The following is a 19162-nucleotide window of genomic DNA, read 5'->3' as shown; positions in this document are numbered from 1 at the left end:
TAGATGGCGTGTTCTCAGGGCCGGTGACAGCAGCTGGCAAAATTAAAGCGGGGCGCAGGTAAAGCAGGTTTGGCTAAAGATTATTAATTTCACCATACGTTAGGCACCAAATTGGTTTTTTGCAGCATGAGAATCACCGTCCCCACCCTGTTACTTGATAAACAAAAGGTTCTGAATAATATCCATAGGATGTCGGATAAAGCCGCCCATAACAATGTGCGGTTGCGCCCGCATTTTAAAACACATCAGTCGGCTCAGATAGGGGAGTGGTTCCGTGATTATGGCGTTCAGGCGATTACCGTGTCCTCGGTGCGCATGGCCGCTTATTTTGCCAGCCACGGGTGGACGGATATCCTAGTGGCATTCCCGGCCAACGTTCTGGAAATCGAAAGTATAAATAAACTGGCTGCCCGGATAGACTTGCATCTCGTGGCCGTAAACCTGGAAACCGTCCAGATCTTGGCTGAAAAGCTGCGCGCACCCGTGAAAGTCTGGCTGAAGATAGACACAGGCTACCGCCGAACCGGCATCCTGCCGCACGACCAGACAAGTATCGATCAGTTGCTTGCCGAGATCAAGCTGTCCGACAAGCTGCACTTTGAGGGTTTTATCGTACACGACGGGCACACCTACAAGCAAACAGACACAGACGCCATCCAAACGATTCACAACACCTCAGTCTACTTGCTGCACCTGTTGCGGGATCGGTATAAAAAGCAGTTTCCAAACCTGCAGCTTTCCATAGGCGATACGCCTTCCTGTAGCATTTTGCCCGATTTGAGCGGTGTGGATGAGATCAGGCCTGGCAATTTTGTGTTTTATGACCTGACCCAGCAACGCATTGGCTCCTGCACCTACGAAGACATTGCCGTTTGCCTCGCCTGCCCCATCGTGGCCATGCACCCGGAAAGGAATGAGCTGATCTTGTACGGGGGCAGCGTCCATTTTTCAAAGGATGTATTGCTGCACGAAGACGCCTCGCCAAGTTATGGCCGTATTGTAGCGCTTAACAGCAAGGGTTGGTCGGAGCCACTGGATGCCATAGACCTGGTTTCCCTGTCTCAGGAGCACGGCATCGTGCACGCTTCCCCGGACATGTTCAGCAAGTATAAAATCGGCGATGTATTAGGGGTGCTCCCCGTACATTCCTGCCTGACCGCTGACCTGATGCGTGGCTTTACTACCCTGGAAGGGGAGCAGTTGGAACACCTGTCCGGAATACCTCCATTGGAATTTACCAACTAAAGCACGCTTTATAAACCAATAGAAATAAGCGAGATGGCTTCCCCTATACTTCCTGCAAAACGCGTTACGCGCGCCAGGACAAAAAAGAAAAAGAAACCCGAAAATGCCTCGCTCAGGTTTTGGGTATGTGTTTCAGCACTGGGTGTGCTGGTGCTGCTGGTGCTATACGTAGAGTTTTTTGTAGCGAAAGCCCCGCCTAAGTGGCCTGAGGGGCATTCGGTGTACGGCGTTGATGTTTCGCATTTCCAGAAGGAGGTGAACTGGGCTAAAGTGCGCGAGAACCAGGTTGCGTTCGCTTTTATCAAGGCCTCTGAGGGTATCACTTTACAGGACAGTCAGTTTAAAAGCAACTGGATAGGGGCGGGCAGTGCCGGCATACTTCGGGGAGCGTACCATTTTTATCTGCCCTACCTGGCCCCGGAGAAGCAAGCAGCAAATTTTATTGCGAACGTTACGTTGCTGCCCGGCGACCTGCCCCCTGTGCTGGATGTGGAAAGGAAGGGGAAAAAGCCTGCAGAGCAATTAAGGCGCGACCTGAAAGTATGGCTCAACCAGGTAGAGCAGGCATACGGAACCCGGCCCATCATTTACACCGGATACTCTTTTTACAAAGATAACCTGGCAGGCTACTTTGACGAGTATCCCCTCTGGATCGCCCATTACGAAGTGCCTAAACTGAAACTCGAGAAAGACTACAAAACAAAACTGTCCTTTTGGCAACACACCGAACGGGGCAAAGTAGATGGCATTGGCGGTAAAGTAGACTGTAATGTTTTTTATGGCAGCATGCGCGAACTGCGCAGCCTTTGTATTCAGGGCAAACAATAGGTAAAGGGATTTCAACTACGCACCCAAAAAAGGAGGCATCGCTCACGAGCGTTGCCTCCTTTAAGTTAAAATAATTTTGCCCCAGGTTTAGAACCGATCATGCTCGCGCCCGCTGTTGCGTTTGCGGCCCTGGCTACCTCTAAAACTATGGTTTGGGTCATAATCATAGTCGCTGTCTGGGTGTTGTACCCTGGTATTATACTTATCGCGGGCATAGGTTTCGTTGGGATACTGCTTTCCGCGGCTGCCACTAAAAGAACCACTGCTGATGTAGGAGTCATCATTACCGGAGTTGCCTCTTTCATAAGAACCCATGGAACCGTAATTGCCAGTGCCATACTCCTGCTCCGATGTTCTGTTATAGCCACTGCCCATGTAATTACCCTCGGAGCCTCCGTAACTGGCTGAGCCAAAGTTCTCGCGATTACGTCCTGAACTGTAGCCAGACCTGTTTCTGTCCCGGTCGCTGTCCTGGTTAAAGTGGTAGCGGCCCTGATCGGTGCCCTGGAAACGCCTGGATACGTTATCTCCGTAGAGACTGGAGTCGTTTTCGCGGTTAAAGTTGGAGCCAGCACTGTCGTAATCGCTTCGGTAGCCGTAGGAGCGATGCGCGTCCGGGTGAGACCTGCCTGTTCTGGAGTCGCCTGTGGAGCCCATTCCGCTTTCGTAGTGATACAAGGAACCCTGGCTCTCGTGTCGTTGAGAAGGATACCCCCCTGTAGCTGACCCATAGCCCTGGGCTCCGCCATAGCTGCCCATGTTGCCGAAATTCCGGCTTGTGCTATAGGTGCCGCTTTGATCACGGCCGCTTCTGTTGCGAGAACCTCCCATTTCGTTACCCTGGTTTCCCCAGGTTCCGCTGTGCCCTTCGTCGCCGTAGCCTCCTCTCGATGAGGAGCCGTAGTCGTCGAAGCGGTACCTGCTTTCATTTTCGGGATGTCTGTAGCGCTCAGAGCGTGGTGTGTTGTAATTGCCGCGCTGATTTCTTTCGTAGCGGTCAGATTCGTTTCTGTTCATAGCTTTCGGATTTAAAATTGATAAAATGCGTTTTACTTTTTATCTAAACGAAAGCCACAGTCAGGGGTTAACATAAATGAGGCATCAGAAACTTTACATCACCTGGCCGCCATTTACCGGTGGTTGGTTAAAGTCACCGAAACGGGCTGCTTTTCTTGCTGTTGGGTTACAGGCACCTCCTTAAACGGCGTTTCTGACCAGATGTGCAAGACTTGTTCTTTGGCAAACGTGTATCCTGCTGAAATGATAAAGGCGATGATCACTACCACGATGGCCATACTTCTGATCCCATCATAGAATCCATGTCTCGTCCTCCAGATTAGCATGCGGATAGGGGAGAGCACCGGCCGCAAAAGAGAAGCATGCACAAAATGTCGCCTGACCCACTCCATAAAGCTTTCCTGCCCGATAACAACGATTGTTCCGATGATCATTACATTGGTAAGAGCAAACACGGCCATCATCTGCACATAAAAATTATCGTAGAGGTTACCGTATACATGTTGGCTGTACGCAATGGCGCCTATGCTTAGCAGGCATACCAGCAAGTTTGGCATACTGAGCAGGAAGTTGTTTTTGGGTTTATCATCTTTGGGTGTCGGGATGTAGGGTACCTTGATGCGCAGGATAGCATAGATGAACCCAAGCGAGAATATCCACCAGGTGCCCGTTCTCAAAATCCCCCCAAACAAGTGAAATCCCTTTTCATTTTTCTCGTGATACCATCGTTGGGCATATTGCCTGATACAGATGGAGATAAGCAGGAAGGGAAGAAACATGACCAGGAACTCCCCTAAAGAGACATACCATGGAAATTCGGCCAGCACCAGCGCCATCACGGGTATCAGGAAATCGATCAGGTTGAAAACGCCGAACAGGTAATACAGCGGCAGCGTGAAGTAATGTATCTTCTGGCGCAGGGTAAAGTGCCTGAACAGTTTGGGATAAACCGCAAAAAGCAGCTCAAAGGTGCCGCGTGCCCATTTGATCTGTTGTTTATAGTAGGAGCCCAGCGTTGCCGGAACAAGGCCCCTTGTCAGTATTTTAGGCACGTAGGTTGATTTCCATCCTTTGGCATGTAGCTGCATGGCGGTGTGCATGTCCTCGGCTAAACCTGCAGCATGCCCGCCAATGCTATCCAGTGCCTTTCTGCGGAACGTGCAGTTCGCACCGATGGCCTGCACTGTTCCGTAGCTGTTCATGCCCATCATCATGGGGCCATAAAAGCTGTAAGTCTGCTCGGCAGCCCCATAAGCGATCAGGCTCTCCTTCCGGTTGCTGTACGCCTGCACCACCTGTACGAACCCTATCTCCGGGTCCTCAAAATAGGGAAGCACTTCATCCAGAAATTCTGGATCCGGCACATGGTCAGGATCCAGGATCAGGCAGATGTCTCCGGTGGCCTGCCGTAATGCATTGTTAATGTTACCAGCTTTGGCATCAATTTTAACAGCCCGGGTAACATGCTTTACACCGAGGCGTTCACATTCGACTTTCAGAAGCGGGTCGTCGCCTTCGTCACATAAGTAAGTTGTATGCGGATTGCGGATCTTTTGAATGGCCTCTAAGGTGTTGATCACCATGCTGTGCGGTTCACCGGGGCAAAATGTAGTTAGGATATCTACGGAGTAGCTTTTAGTAAGCACAGGCCGGGTGGGGGCACTTACATTATAATAGTGGTACCACTCGTGCAGGGTTCGCAGCAGCTTAAAGCCCAGGGCAACGGTCAGGAGCCAGAAGAGGGGAGGATAGCCGATATGATCCTCGTCTAAGAACCAATAAAGGAAGAAGCCCATACAAATCAGGCCCAGTAGAATCATGGCCCTGATAATGCGTACTTCTCTCAATTTTGGGGCAAGGTCAGGTGAAACTACCGGACGTGGATGCTGATCAGGTGAAAAAAAAGACATCATTTTAGAATGTCGTAACAAGGGTATAGAAGTTTATTTAGCTCAATCAGCGGTAGGTTTGTTCTTATTAAATTGACTTTCGAAAGCAGGAACATATAAACCTTGGCTCCGTAACTATACCTTGTATTCTTTTAAAAGTTGGACTGATTCAGCGAAATATGTTCACTATATTTATATAGTTCTATTTTTTCACCCTATGTTAAAATTAAAGTCCCTTTTCCCCTTTTTGGGCTTCCTTTTCTTCTGTATATTTTTAATTTTCTGGTTAAGCTGCTCCTCCAAATCTCCTGCGCAAAACAAATATGTTCTCAGAGGCAGGAAGGTGGAGGTGGTCAAGGAGCAGAATCAGTTTGTACTTTACCGTAACGGCAAACCATACTTTATAAAAGGGGCAGCTGGCTATTCGTATTATGGTCGGTTAGCAGCCTATGGCGGCAACTCGGTGAGGGTGTGGCATGCCGAGGATGCCAAAGAAGTACTTGACGCGGCGCAGGAACAGGGCTTAACCGTTACGCTCGGCTTGTGGATGGCACGGGAACGGGAAGGATTTAATTACTACGATAAAGAGCAAGTGCAGCGGCAGCTGGAGGAAATGAGAGAGGTGGTAATGAGGTTTAAGGACCATCCGGCCTTGCTGATGTGGGGAATCGGGAATGAGTTGTACGCCGAAGGCTCCAATGTGAAAGTATGGGATGCCGTGAACCAGGTGGCGGAGATGATCCATGCCGAAGATCCCGACCACCCAACCACCACCACAATCATGAACGTGCCCCTTAAAGTGGTTAACCTGATCACGGACCGTTGCCCCGCCCTGGACGTGCTCTCCATCAACGCATTCGGTAGTTTAATCAACCTCCAGCAAGAATTAGCTAAAACCGATTGGCAAGGGCCCTACGTGATCTCGGAGTTTGGCGCACGGGGGTATTGGGAAGCGTATTATACCTGGTGGATGGCCCCCATCGAGCAAACCAGCTCTGAGAAAGCAGAATTTGTGAAGCAACGCTACCAGCAAACCGTTTTGCAGGATAAGGACAGATGCCTGGGGTCCTATATTTTTATGTGGGGCAATAAACAGGAAACCACCCAGACATGGTTTTCCTTATTCAACCCACTAGGCGAGGAAACCGCAATCGTACAGGTGATGGAAGAACTCTGGAGCCAGCGAAAAAGAAAGAATGAGGCTCCCTACATTGCGTTCGCCACCCTGGATGAACGCTTTGCCTTTGACCATATTTACCTGAAACCCGGGCAAAAATTTCAGGCAAAGGTTTTAACGTTCGATCCGGATCAGGACTCCCTGCAAATTGATTGGGAGCTTCTGCCTGAGGCGGAGGTTCAGGACGGCAACGCGGACCAACAGGTGAAACCCAACCCACTGCCAGGCCTGATCGCCACGGTGGCGAACGACAAAATTTCTTTAACCACTCCCCGGAAGGAGGGGCCTTACCGCCTTTTTGTGAATGTGCGTGATGGCCATAATAACCTGGCCACTGCCAACATCCCTTTCTTTGTAACACACAAACCCCTCCATTAAAATAAAAATAAATAAAGTTATATTTTAAGACTTTAGCGCCTGCTTCCCTGTCAATTCTTATGATTCGTTCTCAGCTGCGTAAATAAATATTTCACAACTATCTGTTTTCTAAACAAGTAAATGTCTCTAATGAGTATAGTTGGCTTAGTGCAAATTAGCATACAGGTTGCATAAGCCTTTCATGATTTGTACAGGGCCTTTTATTTAGAGACAGGGAAGAAGGAAATATAAGAATGGCAAAAGTAATTGAATTGAACGACGGAGTGCACCAACGTAAGGCGCATGATTTTTACAAGGACGCCCTGAAAATACTGACGGAGAGTAAAGTGGAGTTTTTGGTGGGAGGGGGTTTTGCTCTACGGTTGTACACAGACCTGATGCGCGATACGAAGGACCTGGATGTTTTTTGCAGATCAGGCGACTGCCCTGCCATTCTAAAGGCTTTTAAAGCCAACGGCTATGACACAGAACTGACGGACTCACGCTGGCTGGCCAAAGCGATCTGCGGTGAATACTTCATGGATATCATATTTAATAACCCCGGAAACCATTGCACAGTGGACGACGGTTGGTTTGAGCGATCCGTGAAAAGTGAGTTGTTAGGATTTAAGGTCCGCGTTATACCGGCTGAGGCCCTGATCTGGTCTAAACTGTACGTGCAGAACCGCGAGCGCTTCGATGGAGCTGATATTAACCACATTATTTTGCGCTATGGCCAGAAACTCGATTGGAAATGGCTTTGGACGCATATGGAAACACATTGGCAACTGGTGCTGGCACAAATTCTCAACTTCCAGTTTGTTTATCCTTCAGAGCGCGACCTGGTACCCAAGTGGTTGTTTGATGAGTTAATGAAAAGGGCGCAGGAACAATATGACATGCCGGTTCCGCTGGAGAAAATTTGCCGCGGCCCCTTGATTGATCAGACTCAATATGCAACCGATATAATAGAATGGGACTATAAAGTGGTTACCATCAGATCTGTTTAAAGTATGACAAAGGCACCAAAGGAAAAAGTAAAGGGAAATAGCACGAAGATTGCCGCCGTAGGCGACATACATGTCCGGGAAAACGATACGGGGAAATGGGAAGGTTTTTTCAGGGAAGTTTCGGAAAAGGCGGATGTTCTGCTGCTGTGCGGCGACTTGACTGATACCGGCAGGGTTTCGGAAGCCCGGGTGCTGGCCCATGAATTAAAGGCCTGCAACATTCCGGTGATCGCAGTACTCGGTAACCATGACTACGAGCGTGGGCAGCAGGAGGAGATTCGGAGCATACTGGTGCAGGAGGACGTGCACCTACTGGATGGGGACTACCTGGTGCTGGGTAACATTGGCTTTGCGGGGGTAAAGGGCTTTGGAGGTGGTTTCGACAAAGGGATGTTAGGTATGTTTGGTGAGCAGATGATCAAGGATTTTGTGCAGGAGGCTGTAGATGAGGCCCTCAAACTGGATGGTGCCCTCTCCAGGCTGGACAGTGAGCATGAAGACCTTAAAAAAGTGGTTCTATTGCATTATGCCCCCATTAAAGCAACCGTAGTGGGCGAACCAGAGCAAATCTTCCCGTTCCTGGGCTCCTCACGCCTGGCTGAGCCTTTAAACCGCCGTGGGGTTGAGGCGGCTTTTCACGGCCATGCCCATATCGGCACCCTGCAAGGGGAAACCTCAAAGGGTGTGAAAGTTTTTAATGTGTCGAAGCCCATATTGGATAAGGAAGGCTACGCTTTTCCTTTTTACCTGCTTGAATTATAGGCACAACTATTGCACTGGAATTGATAGAAACAGGATATTAGCTTTTCTGACTGAATTGCCTGGTATTCTCTTAACAACAAGCCCTTCTTACGTTTGAAAGTATTGTTAGAAATATGTGTTATCTTTAACACCTGTTTTAATGTGCCCATCCGTAACAATATAAACAGACGTTAACTTGCTTATTTATCACCTATGATTGCACCGAAGTTCAGAGCACAAAAAGATTCCTTTCATGCTGAGTTGAAAAGAAGAATAAACGATTATTTCCTGGAGGAGGGTATTTCAACCACAGGAAACTATAAACTTTACACCAAGGCTATTGTGTTAACTCTCAGCCTGTTACTGATCTACGTTCACCTGGTTTTCTTTACCCCGGCCTCTGTTTTGCTTGGTTTGCTGGAGTGCGCAATGCTAGGCGGACTAACCGCAGGTATTGGCTTTAATGTGGTGCATGATGGCTCGCATGGCAGCTTTAGTAAGAAAAAGAAGCTGAACGAGATGGCAGGCCTCTGCCTGAACGTGCTGGGCGCGAATGAGTTTATGTGGAATACCAAGCACAATGTGATTCATCATGCCTATACAAACATCGACGGCATAGATGATGATCTGGACGCTGGGCCGTTCTTAAGACTTTGCGAAACACAAAAACTGCGAAAGATACATCGTTTTCAGCATTTTTATTTCTGGGCGGCTTACTCCCTGCTTTTCTTCTTCTGGGTTTTCTTTTCTGATTACCAAAAATACTTTACCCAAAAAGTAGGAGCCATGCCGCTGAAAAAGATGAAGACCAAAGACCATGTTAGTTTTTGGGGATTTAAGGTTGCCCACGTGCTGTTTTTCGCGGTGCTGCCTATCTACACCGTCGGCTTTCTGCCTTGGCTGCTAGGCTTCGCTATTTATGGCATTGTGGTTGGCTTTGTCATGAGCATCGTTTTCCAGTTGGCACATACTGTTCGTGAAACGCATTTTCCGGTTGCTGAAATAGCTACCAACAAAATGGAGGATGAGTGGGCAATCCATCAGTTACGTACAACTGCCAATTTCGCCACCAATAACAAACTGGTAACGTGGTTTGCCGGCGGACTCAATTTTCAGGTGGAGCATCACCTTTTCCCCAAGATATCTCATATTCATTACCCGGCCCTGAGTAAGATTGTAGCGCAGGCCTGTGCAGATTTTAACATCCCATACCATAACATTCCAGGTATGCGCCTGGCCGTTATTTCGCACGTATCGCATTTAAAGCAGCTTTCCAGGGCATGAGGCCTTTGCAAGTATAAAACCACAAAGCCACTCCCATACGAGTGGCTTTGTGGTTTTATACTTTAATCGCCGGGCTAGCTTTTTGTGATGGCCAACCCGCTGCCGAGCAATATAGCATCTTCAATCACGCCGCTGAACGCATCCGGAAAATTGGTATGCTCCCGGACGAATTTTCGGAGGTAAAAGCTAGCATACGTTCCCGCTACTGCAGCCACGGCACCTAACGATGCGCCGATAATAGCTCTACCTTTATTGGCCTTATACAGGGTGGCACCCACCAGGGCGCCTGAAGCCGCCCGTCCCAGTAAAGCAGGGGAGCTTATTCTATCCGGAATACCCGGAAGCTTGTCGCCCAGCATTTCAGAGGCGGCGATCACCTGGAGCCCGGTAGCTACTACCCCTGCTTGCATGTAATGCAACGGGCTTTCAGACAACCTCGCCGTCGGGAGCCTGCTTAACTCATTGCTCAGTAGGGCAGGAGCCGATATGGCCCGCATTCCTGCAATGGCCCCTAATCCTATGGTCTTCCAAATGTAACTGTCTTTATCGTATAGCATCGTCTTTCCTTTATTAGCTGTATACGGTAAAAACGATTCGTGTTTAAGGACTTTCTAAAGTCGACTTAACAAGCGCCTTTGCAAAAAGCAGCCTCATAACATAAAAAAGGAGCTGAATACTATTCAGCTCCTTTTCGCATTTATACTTTTATATTTTAATAAAGATCAGCTAGCCGGATCCATGGTTTGCTTGCTAATGAAATTCACAAAGTCATCTACCGTGTAAACCGGCACATCATCCGGTATGTAGATGCTGTAGGTTTTTTCCACCTCCAGAATGATATCCACCACATCCAAAATGTCGAAGTTCAGCGCTGTCAGGTCATTGACCTCATGCAGCTTTTCAGGTTTTATTCTTTTAAGCGAACTGATAATGTGGATGACCTCCTCTCGAATGGACTGCGTAGAAAATTTAAATGTGCTCATAATGCCAATTTTAACCAAATTTTATTACGTGTGCAGAGACAGGTTTTAAATACGTTAAGGTATCTCTAGCTGCGTTTATTAACCGGAGTAGCAGTGAGGCTTGCTCGCCACACTACTACTCCGATAAATTTAATGCACCAGTTCGTGCGCCATCTTCTTCTCTTCCAACTCCTTTGTCTCGTGCTCCAGCTCTTCCAGCGACTTATCCTCCAGCTCGATATGCGTCTTTTTGTCTAAGCCGAACTTGGCCAGTACACGGTCGAAGCCGTAGTAGATGATTGGCACCACAATGAGTGTCAGGAACATGGAGGAGCTCAGGCCTCCGATCAAAGCCCAGGCAAGGCCGTTTTTTGTGGCGGCCACAGAGCCTCCTGCCAGTGCAATCGGCAACATACCGATCACCATCGCCAGCGTCGTCATCAGGATCGGACGGAAACGGATTCGCACCGCCTCAATCAACGCCTCCTTCACGAATACGCCTTCATCTTTCAGCTTGTTGGTAAAGTCCACTACCATAATGGCGTTCTTGGCTACCAGTCCGATCATCATGATAATACCCAAAATAGAGAAAATGCTCAGCGACTGCGCGGCCAGTGCCAGGGCAAGCAGGGCACCGATAATAGCCAGCGGAATAGAGAACAGCACCACCAGCGGGTACACGTACGAGTCGTACAGCGCCACCATGATCAGGTACACGAAAATGATGGAGGCCATCAAGGCAATACCCAGTGTGCCAAAACCTTCGCTCTGGTTCTTCTGGTTACCGCCAACCTCAATGCTGACGCCGTCAGGCATTTTCACTTCGGCAATCTTGGTCATGATATCGGCACCCACCGAACCAGACGGACGCCCGATCACCTGCGAGTTCACGTTTACCGAAGTCACCCGGTTGTAACGCTCCAGCTGCGATGGGCCTGTGGACTGCCTGATATCGGCGAACTGGGCCAGGCGAACCACCTGGCCTTTACTGTTCACAAAAGACAGGTTACCTATGTCGGTTACGCTGCGTCGGTCAAACTGATCCAGGCGGATGTTGATGTCGTAGTCTTCGGTGCCGGAGCGGAAGGTTACGTCTGAGTTGCCGCTGAAAGCCAGCTGCATGCTTGCGCCCACATTCTCCAATGACAGGCCAACGTTGGCCATCTTGTCGCGGTCCACTACCACCTCAATCTCCGGGTTTCCGCCCTCCACCGACATCTCCACGTCGGCTGTGCCTTGCACGCCCTCGGTGATGTGCATCACTTGCTGCGCGAATGTCATCACCGAGTCTAGGTTTGAGCCGGATATGATGAGCTGGATCGGCGCCTGGGAGGTTCCTACCAGGCCTACCGGAACCGGTGTCAGTTGCACGTTCGGTAACTTGCTTTCGATGTCGGCCTTGGCCTGGCGGCTAAACTGCTCAGTACTGAAGTCACGCTCTTTCACATCAACCAACGAAACCGAAACGTCTGCTTTGTAAGCGGTGTTCTGGCCAGCCTGTGCCGATGAGGTAGTACCTACTGTAGTGAACACCTTCTCTACTTCCGGGATAGCCTGCAGGTATTGCTCCACTTGCTTGGTGGCAAAGTTGGTTTGCTCTACCGTCGCGTTCTTGGGTAGCTCCAGCTGCAAGCTTACTTCGCCACGGTCGCCGGCAGGAATAAACTCCGATCCGATAAAGCCAAAAGGAACCAGCATAAACGAACCGACAAGCATTAACAGGGTAAGGGCCAGCGTGATAAACTTATGATTAAACGCCCAGTTCAGTGCGGCGGTAAAGCAATCAATGATGCTGTCCAGCAAGCGCTCGAAGGCAAGTATAAACCGTCCGAATATATTCTGGTCAGATATATGCTCTAACCTGGAGAAACGGCTGGCCAGCAGCGGAATCAGGGTAAAGGCCACGAACAGCGAGATCATGGTTGCCACCGCCACCACCACCGCAAACTGACGCAGAATATCAGACACCAGACCGGAGGAAAGGGCAATCGGGATGAACACCACCACAATCACCAGGGTAATGGACGTAACCGTCGCCATGATCTCGCGGATACCGTCGTAGGCAGCCTGCGCCGGTTTTTTACCCATCTCCATGTGGCGGTGAATGTTCTCGATCACCACAATGGCATCGTCCACGAGTATACCCACCACCAGCGAAAGCGCCAGCAGCGACATCAGGTTAAGCGAGTAGCCCAGCAGGTACATGCCGATGAAAGTTGCCACCAGCGATGCCGGTATAGAGATCATCACGATAATAGCGTTGCGCAGTGAGTGCAAAAACAGCAGCATCACGACAGCCACCAGTATAACCGCAATCAGCAGGTCGTGCATCACCGAGTCGGCTGCCTCCAGCGTAAAATCTGAGGAGTCGTTGGCGATGTTGAAGTTCAGGCCCTGGGCTGCGTATGTTTGCTCCAGTTTGGCAAGCGCCTCTTTTGTCTGGCGGCTCACTTCCACGGCGTTGGCATCCGACTGCTTCTGGATGGTGATACCCACAGATGCTTTGCCGTTATTACGGGTCAGTACCTCCACGTCTTTCTGCGTGTCCTGCACCTCGGCCACGTCGGCAAGGCGCACAATGCCGTTCTGGTCTTCGCGGATGATCAGGTTGCTCAGCTGGTCCAGCGACTGGAACTTGCCGGCCAAACGGATCTGTGTCTGTCCGCTTTCCTGCTTGATCTTACCCGTCGGGAAGTCGAGGTTAGAGTTGCGGATCTTCTGCTGCACCTGCAGGATAGACAGGTTGTAGGCCTCGAGTTTATCCGCATCGATGTTTACTTTGATCTCACGCTCCTGACCGCCCAGAATCTTAATGGCAGCCATACCGGGCACCCGCGACAGCTCCGGCTTGATCTTTTTGTCGATCAGGTCATAGAACTCGGTGGCCGGCAGGTTTGATGTGGCTCCCATCTTGATGATCGGCAGGTCGTCGAAATCGAACTTGTTCAGCGTTGGGGCATCGGCGTTATCCGGCAGTTTGGCCAGAATGGTGTTGATCTTTCGCTGTGCGTCCTGCAAGCTCAGGTCTACGTCGGTGCCCTGTTTCAGCTGGATGGTGATGATCGAAAAGCTCTCCAGGGAGGTGCTTTTCATCTCTTTCACGTTCTCCAGCGACGAAAGCGCGTCTTCAATCTCTTTGGTGACCGAGTTCTCTACTTCGTTCGGCGAAGCACCCGGGTAAATGGTGCTGATGGTCAGCACCGGTGGGCTGAACTTGGGTAACAGCTCGTAGTTAAGCGATTGGTAACTGACCACCCCGAGCAGCGTGAGGACGGTAAACACCACCACCACCAGGGTTGATCGCTGTATCGATAATTTTGTTATGTTCATTTTATATTTTCTCTTTAAAAGAAGTTATTGCTTTTACCAGCCTTAAACATGCCGCCAGTTTGAGCGTAGCGGTAACTGGCGGTTGCTACTAGCCGCCAGTTTGTAACTGGCATAATGCGAACTATAGTTTAGCCAGTTACAAACTGGCGCTATGCTCAGCCACAAGTTGCGCTGACGCTGAACTTGCGGCATAGGGGGAACCGAGGAATGATCAGTGCGTTGAAAGGCAACTACAGCACCATCACTTTCGTACCTTCGCGCAGGTTAATCTGGCCTGTCTGCACTACTTTCTCGCCGGGCTGCACACCTTCGAGTACCTCTACTTTGTCTTGTGTTACTTTGCCTACTTTTACCTGGCGCATAGAAGCTACACCGTCTTTCACCACATACACGCTCGGGTTCTGGATGCTGCCTACAATGGCCTCACGCGGCAACAGCTGCGCGTCGCGCTGGGCGGCAACATCGAAGAAAGCGGTGCCGTACATGCCTGCTCTCAGGTTGTTGGCAGCAGAGTTTTTCACTTCCACCTCCACATCAAACTTCAGCGTAGGGTCGGCTTGTGCCCCGATAGCGGTTACCACGCCTTCGTATTCCTGGCCAGAGCCGGCATCGGCCTTCACCGTCACTTGATCTCCTTTGTTGATCAGCAGCACTTCGCTTTCGTTCACCTTCGCCTCCAGCTTCAGCTTGTCCACATTCACGATGTCGTAGAGCTTGGTGCCGGAGTTCAGGAAAGAACCGACTTCTATATAGGTCTCGTTGATCTCGCCGCTGATAGGGGCCGTGATGCGTGTTTTAGCCAAACGCTGGCGGGCAGCCACTAGCTGCCCCTGTGTAGATTTGGCAGCCAGGCGGGCATCTTCCAGTTGCCTTTGCGTGATGGCGTCGCCGGCAGCCAGGTTCTCGAAACGCTCCAGGTCTCGTTTGGCTTTCTCAGCGTTTGTCTGGGCCGTAGCCAGGTTGGCCGCCATGGTGGTGCTTTCCACCACCGCCAGCAGTTCGCCGGCTTTTACCTTGTCGCCCTTGCGCTTCAGCACGCGCTTCACCTGGCCCTGCGTCTCCGACATCAAGGTCAGGCGCTGGACTGGGGCGAAGTTCCCCTGCGCGGTAAAGGACTTGTCCAGCTTTGCCGTTTCAACCGATGCTAATGTTACCGGAATGGCGTCGCTCTTGATCTCTGCCACTGCTGCCTTTGTCGCCATCTGCTCTTTGTTGCGCATCAGCTTAAAACCGATAGCGCCTAAAATTGCGATAACAACTACGATATAAATTACCTTCTTCATGTTCGTGTATGTCTTATTTGGTAAGTGATTCTAATTCTCCTTTGGCCTTCAGGTAGTTCAGCTGGGCCATCTGGTATTTCAGCTTCTCGTTGTTCAGGTTAGTCTTAGCCTCGCGGAGCGTCACCTCCGAGTCAAGCAGGTCTGTTAGTGGCGAAATGCCCTCCTTGTAAAGTTTGTTTGTGGTGTCGTAGACCTCCTGTGCCAGGCTCACGTTTTTTTCTTGTGCTGAAATGGCACGTTGGCTGTTCTGTAACTGGCTGATGGCATTGATCAGCTCTACCTGCACACTTTTATCGAACTTCTGGATGTCCGTTTCTATTTTTCTGGCTTCGAGTTCCCGTTGCTTTACCTGCGCGCTTTTCTTAAACCCGTCGAAAATGGGCACATTCAGTTGCAAGCCCACTACGGTTGTTTTAAACCAGGGCGTATCTGAGTTAAAAAGCTGCCCCTCGTTGCGCTGTGTTTGGTAGGCATAGCGGCCATAGGCCGACAGGGTAGGGTAGTAGCCGGAGCGGATACCCTGAATCTCAAGGTCTTTCAGTTCTTTCTGCTTGTTTAGCAGCTGGTATTGCGTGCGCAAGGCAGAAGCGTTCTCCTGGTGTGCTGTGGCAAACTGTGCTTCCATTGTTATTTCCGATTCGTGTAGCGCAATTTGCTCTTCCAGAGGCATGCCCATAAAGAACTTGAGCATGTTCAGTTGCTGCTCGTACCCTGTCTGCAGGTTTTGTTTGGTGTTTTCGAGGTTGGTGCGGTTTACCTGTATACGCGTCACATCCACTTTCTTCACCAAGTCGTTCTTATACTGCAGCGTCAGGATCTTTTCGAGCTGGGCCAGCTTTCCGAGGTTTGCGTCGATGTTCTTGAACTGCTCTTTGGTTTGCTGCACCTGGAAAAAAGCTGTCCCTACGCTGTAGATCACTTCCTGCGTCGTCATTTCTTTGCGCAAACGATACAGGTCCTCGGCGCTTTTGGCAGCCTTTAGCCCCACAAAGTACGATTGGCTGAAAAGCAGCTGTTGAAGCGTGATGCCTCCCTGCACATTATAATCCTTACCGAATTTCACCGGCACATCAGTACCAGGTTTGCCTATAATGGCACCCGGCAGGATTTGGGTCGGCAGGTTGGGGTAATAATCAAAACTACCGGTAGCGTTTACCTGTGGCAGTCCGGCACTTTTTGCTTCGTTTATCTGGAACCGGGAACCCATTTCATCGAACGAAGCTTTTTGGATATCCTCGTTATGCTCCAGGGCATAGTTTATACTTTCCTGCAGCGTCAACTCCTTCAGGCCGGCTACACCTTGCTCCTGTGCGAAGGCTGGCTGTAGGAAAACAGCCAGTAAACCTATGAGAATGCGTTTTTTGATCACGTTGTTTTGTTTATAATAATTTAATTAAAACTATTTAGTTCTGAATAAGATGAACTTATGGGCCAAAAAAAATCACGCCCTGCTTTTCTCCCACTTCTCTAGCAGTACCGGGAGTTCCTGCTGCATATACTCCAGAAAATCCACAAACTCGGAAAGGCAACTGTTAAACTCCGAGGCATTATCCGACCTGGTTTCGAGTACTTCAACCAAAAGCGACTTAAAGTTGATGATGTTGTTGAAACGCTTTGTCAGAGAGTCGCGCCAGTTAGAGGTCTTCAGCTTAAAGTAGCGCTTCCTATCGCCCGGAAAAGTGATATATTCCACAGGGCCGGTTTCAATCAGCAGATTAAGGGCGGTGCTGGTGGCACTCTTGCTGATCTTCAATGTCTCACGGATTTCGTCAAATGTAAGCTCCGGCCTGTCTGAGACAAACATCAGCCCCATGATACGCCCCGCCGCTGGCTGCATGCCGATCTTTTCATGGAATATGCCGATCTTCTCGATCAATGACTTTTTCTGGTCCGTTAAATTCATGGTGCAAATTTATTGTTCTATCTGAGAACAGCACAAAGGTAAGCTTAGTTCTTTTAGTTCGCAAACAAAAGAACTGAATTATTGGTTGTTCACAATCATGTCAAAGCGCTATGCAACTGTTAAAGGGTAGTCCTGAAGTATAAATTATTTAGGGAGTTAGAAGAGAATCAGACACGGTAACTGCAGAAACCAGGCAACACTTGGTTAAGCTTTAGTCGGTTGTCTGGGGCGTGTCGCTTAAGGCAGGGAGAGTATAATACTGACGGCTGGGTAAAAGCCATGCTTTGGCCTCTTCAGTGGTATCAAAGAACTCGATGCCCACAATTTTCCCAAATATCCTGTAGGCTTTCTCCCGCAGCATATTTCCCACCGACTTGGTTTCCTCGTGGTCAGCACGCACAATGGCAATGTACTTCAGATTGCTCTGCGCCAGAACAAGCGCCAGGGTTTCTGTAGTCCACTTTTGGTCTGCAGCGTTTAAAGAACTTAAACTAAGGCTTTCATGGAGCCATAAGCGGATTGTGGCTTTATGCACTACCTCAGCAAGGTGTTGCACACCCGAACGGTATTGTTCGCTGGTATAAGGCGCTTTCCATTTGCTATAAAGCAACATGTGCTCCGGGTCCACCCCATAGGTTATTAAATCCGATGCCTGTTCCATATCTAAAATCCTCCAACAGCCATTAAGTAATTAAGTTTAAGGGATATTTACAAATTTTGCACCAACTTTAGGGAGGAAGTAATATTAACAAATTTATATTTACAGGAATTTTTTAGAGCAGTTCTGAACGGTATTGGAGCTTAACCGAACCCTTTGCACATGGCTGTTTTCCGAACTATCAAAACCATCGGTACAGAGAAGTTTTTTTCAAGCATGGCACGTTCTCAAAATTAGAAAACCTGTTTAATTTTTTCCTTTTTATGGACAATAAAAAAAGGTTAAAACCGCTTACCACCTTATACAAAAAGTAAAAGCACACTGCTTTTAGCAAGTATGCTTTTACCTCTCGTCCATGAATATTTATGAACTATTCTCCGTCCTGCAACCATTTTTTGGCGGCCATGGTTCCGAGTAGCACCCCACCCAGGCCAAGTAGGCCGGTCATGATCTTGTTCTTGTTTTTACTTACCCAGAACTCAGGGCTAAAATTGGTGGCCTGGTCGCCGAAAGTACCATGTGCCCCGTGGTCCCCCGGAATCGGCTCCCACAGGTTGTTCTGGCGGTTAGGATCTTCCGGTTGATCTGTTTGCTGCCCTTCAAAACCTGTTTTCGCCAGAATATAGTCACCCAGCTCCGGGGCGATCTTGTCTCCTACAATGGCCTGCACAGTTGGGTAGCCGACATATATCTCGCGCCTGTCATTCTCAGCGGCGAAAAGAATGGCCCTGGCCGCCACCTCGGGCTGGAATATTTTGCCCATGGGCTTGGGTTTGTTGGGTAGGCGCGATTTTACAAAACTGAACTGGGTCGTGTTCATAGCGGGCAGTTGCACCATGGTTACTTTCACCTTGCTTTTATCATGCAGCAACTCAGAGCGCAAGGAGTCAAAAAAGCCCTGTATCGCGTGCTTGGAGCCGCAGTAAGCCGACTGCAGCGGGATTCCCCGGTAAGCCAGGGCCGAGCCTACAAGTACAATGGAACCCCGGTTGCGAGGCAACATGCGCTTGAGGGCCGATAGAGTGCCATATACCTGCCCCAGGTAGGTTACCTCGGTTACGCGCTTGTACTCATCGGGCTGCATTTCCTTCACCGGGCTGAACACGCTGTTCATGGCGTTGTTCACCCAAACGTCTATCTCCCCTAACTCTTCCTCTATTTTAGTGGCTGCTTTGTCCACGGCATCCGCATCGGCAACATCCACCTGCACATACACAGCCTTGCGTCCCATTTGCAATACCTCGTGTTTTGCCCCTTCCAGGCCGTCAAGTCCGCGAGCCAGTAAGCCCACGTCATACCCGTTTTTTGCAAATTCACGGGCGCAGGAGCGGCCTAATCCTGCCGATGCACCTGTAATCACGACCACACCTTTTCGTTCGTTGTTGTTTGTTTCCATTGTTTTAAGCTAAGTTCTTGATTGATATTTATTTGGTTAGTGGTACGCCGTGGCAGTACTGTAAGTTATTTCACCGCAGGAG

16 protein-coding genes are annotated in these 19162 nt (G+C 49.6%); 6 read left to right on the top strand and 10 right to left on the bottom strand.

What is annotated here, in order from left to right; all coding sequences use genetic code 11:
* The first annotated feature begins 126 nt into the window (after nt 1-126).
* Together AC4BAN_RS00975 and AC4BAN_RS00970 are read left to right on the top strand one after the other, a co-directional pair.
* Entirely contained in the window at nt 127-1245 is a 1119-nt protein-coding gene (locus AC4BAN_RS00975; RefSeq protein ID WP_490562488.1) for an alanine racemase, read from the top strand.
* Nucleotides 1246-1278: 33 nt separating this feature from the next.
* Nucleotides 1279-2073: a glycoside hydrolase family 25 protein gene (locus tag AC4BAN_RS00970; RefSeq protein WP_490562487.1), complete on the top strand. Its 795-nt coding sequence runs from the start codon at nt 1279-1281 to the stop codon at nt 2071-2073.
* An 87-nt stretch (nt 2074-2160) separates the two neighbouring features.
* On the opposite strand, the gene AC4BAN_RS00965 is transcribed toward AC4BAN_RS00970, so the two are convergent.
* Both AC4BAN_RS00965 and AC4BAN_RS00960 read right to left on the bottom strand, forming a co-directional pair.
* Nucleotides 2161-3090: a dermokine domain-containing protein gene (locus tag AC4BAN_RS00965; protein ID WP_490562486.1), complete on the bottom strand. Its 930-nt coding sequence runs from the start codon at nt 3088-3090 to the stop codon at nt 2161-2163.
* Between the two features lie 113 nt (nt 3091-3203).
* Entirely contained in the window at nt 3204-4937 is a 1734-nt protein-coding gene (locus AC4BAN_RS00960; RefSeq protein WP_490562485.1) for a glycosyltransferase family 2 protein, read from the bottom strand.
* Nucleotides 4938-5322: 385 nt separating this feature from the next.
* On the opposite strand from AC4BAN_RS00960, the gene AC4BAN_RS00955 reads away from it, so the two are divergent.
* From AC4BAN_RS00955 to AC4BAN_RS00940, 4 genes are all read left to right on the top strand, one after another.
* A complete protein-coding gene (locus AC4BAN_RS00955; protein ID WP_490562484.1) occupies nt 5323-6534 on the top strand; it encodes a glycoside hydrolase family 2 TIM barrel-domain containing protein in 1212 nt (403 codons plus the stop codon).
* 233 nt (nt 6535-6767) lie between these two features.
* A complete protein-coding gene (locus AC4BAN_RS00950; RefSeq protein ID WP_490562483.1) occupies nt 6768-7523 on the top strand; it encodes a nucleotidyltransferase in 756 nt (251 codons plus the stop codon).
* 3 nt (nt 7524-7526) lie between these two features.
* A complete protein-coding gene (locus AC4BAN_RS00945; RefSeq protein WP_490562482.1) occupies nt 7527-8285 on the top strand; it encodes a metallophosphoesterase family protein in 759 nt (252 codons plus the stop codon).
* Between the two features lie 192 nt (nt 8286-8477).
* The gene (locus AC4BAN_RS00940; RefSeq protein ID WP_490562481.1) at nt 8478-9548 is read left to right on the top strand and encodes a fatty acid desaturase family protein; all 1071 of its coding nucleotides are present in this window, start codon (nt 8478-8480) and stop codon (nt 9546-9548) included.
* Nucleotides 9549-9622: 74 nt separating this feature from the next.
* Here AC4BAN_RS00940 and AC4BAN_RS00935 read toward each other — a convergent pair whose 3' ends face one another.
* From AC4BAN_RS00935 to AC4BAN_RS00900, 8 genes are all read right to left on the bottom strand, one after another.
* Nucleotides 9623-10105, bottom strand: coding sequence for a DUF4126 family protein (locus AC4BAN_RS00935; protein ID WP_490562480.1), 483 nt, complete (start codon nt 10103-10105; stop codon nt 9623-9625).
* Nucleotides 10106-10270: 165 nt separating this feature from the next.
* Complete coding sequence (locus AC4BAN_RS00930; RefSeq protein ID WP_490562479.1) at nt 10271-10531, bottom strand: acyl carrier protein; 261 nt, start codon at nt 10529-10531, stop codon at nt 10271-10273.
* Between the two features lie 129 nt (nt 10532-10660).
* Nucleotides 10661-13840 (bottom strand): efflux RND transporter permease subunit, encoded by a 3180-nt coding sequence (locus tag AC4BAN_RS00925; RefSeq protein WP_490562478.1) that lies wholly within the window; start codon nt 13838-13840, stop codon nt 10661-10663.
* 230 nt (nt 13841-14070) lie between these two features.
* Nucleotides 14071-15123 carry an efflux RND transporter periplasmic adaptor subunit gene (locus AC4BAN_RS00920; RefSeq protein ID WP_490562477.1) on the bottom strand — a complete coding sequence of 351 codons (1053 nt, stop codon included), beginning with the start codon at nt 15121-15123 and terminating at the stop codon, nt 14071-14073.
* 13 nt (nt 15124-15136) lie between these two features.
* Nucleotides 15137-16492 carry a TolC family protein gene (locus AC4BAN_RS00915; protein ID WP_490562476.1) on the bottom strand — a complete coding sequence of 452 codons (1356 nt, stop codon included), beginning with the start codon at nt 16490-16492 and terminating at the stop codon, nt 15137-15139.
* Nucleotides 16493-16564: 72 nt separating this feature from the next.
* Nucleotides 16565-17026: a GbsR/MarR family transcriptional regulator gene (locus tag AC4BAN_RS00910; RefSeq protein ID WP_490562475.1), complete on the bottom strand. Its 462-nt coding sequence runs from the start codon at nt 17024-17026 to the stop codon at nt 16565-16567.
* Between the two features lie 211 nt (nt 17027-17237).
* Nucleotides 17238-17687, bottom strand: a complete 450-nt coding sequence (locus AC4BAN_RS00905; protein ID WP_490562474.1) for a hypothetical protein — start codon at nt 17685-17687, stop codon at nt 17238-17240.
* A gap of 367 nt (nt 17688-18054) precedes the next feature.
* Entirely contained in the window at nt 18055-19080 is a 1026-nt protein-coding gene (locus AC4BAN_RS00900) for an SDR family oxidoreductase (RefSeq protein WP_490562473.1), read from the bottom strand.
* Between the last annotated feature and the right edge of the window lie 82 nt (nt 19081-19162).

The sequence above is a fragment of the Pontibacter sp. GD13 genome (genome assembly GCF_058216355.1).
This window is presented reverse-complemented; position numbering and strand designations above follow the sequence as displayed.